The sequence below is a fragment of the Burkholderia alba genome, from assembly GCF_034721475.1.
GTDB lineage: Bacteria > Pseudomonadota > Gammaproteobacteria > Burkholderiales > Burkholderiaceae > Burkholderia > Burkholderia alba.
In genome coordinates this window covers 1-455 of record NZ_JAWJWL010000176.1, presented here as the reverse complement: position 1 = coordinate 455, position 455 = coordinate 1, and the positions used below count along the sequence as shown (strand labels likewise).

General features: G+C 64.6%; 1 protein-coding gene. It reads left to right on the top strand.

What is annotated here, in order from left to right; all coding sequences use genetic code 11:
• Positions 1–455, top strand: a 455-nt coding sequence (locus RZR99_RS33090) for an SDR family NAD(P)-dependent oxidoreductase (protein ID WP_323123865.1), incomplete at both ends; no start/stop codon positions are given.

Sequence of the window (455 nt, the reverse complement as noted above, 5' to 3'; positions counted from 1 at the left end):
GCGGTCGTGACGGGCGCGGCGAGCGGCATCGGCAAGGAAATCGCACTGGAGCTGGCGAAGGCGGGCGCGGCGGTGGCGATCGCGGACCTGAACCAGGACGGCGCGAACGCGGTGGCGGAACAGATCAAGCAGGCCGGCGGCAAGGCGATCGGCGTGGCGATGGACGTGACCAACGAAGAAGCCGTGAACAGCGGGATCGACAAGGTCGCCGCGGCATTCGGCTCGATCGACATCCTGGTGTCGAACGCGGGCATCCAGATCGTGAACCCGATCGAGAACTACGCGTTTTCCGACTGGAAGAAGATGCAGGCGATCCATGTCGACGGCGCGTTCCTGACCACCAAGGCGGCGCTCAAGTACATGTACAAGGACGATCGCGGCGGGGTGGTGATCTATATGGGTTCGGTGCATTCGCACGAGGCGTCGCCGCTGAAGTCGGCGTACGTGACGGCGAA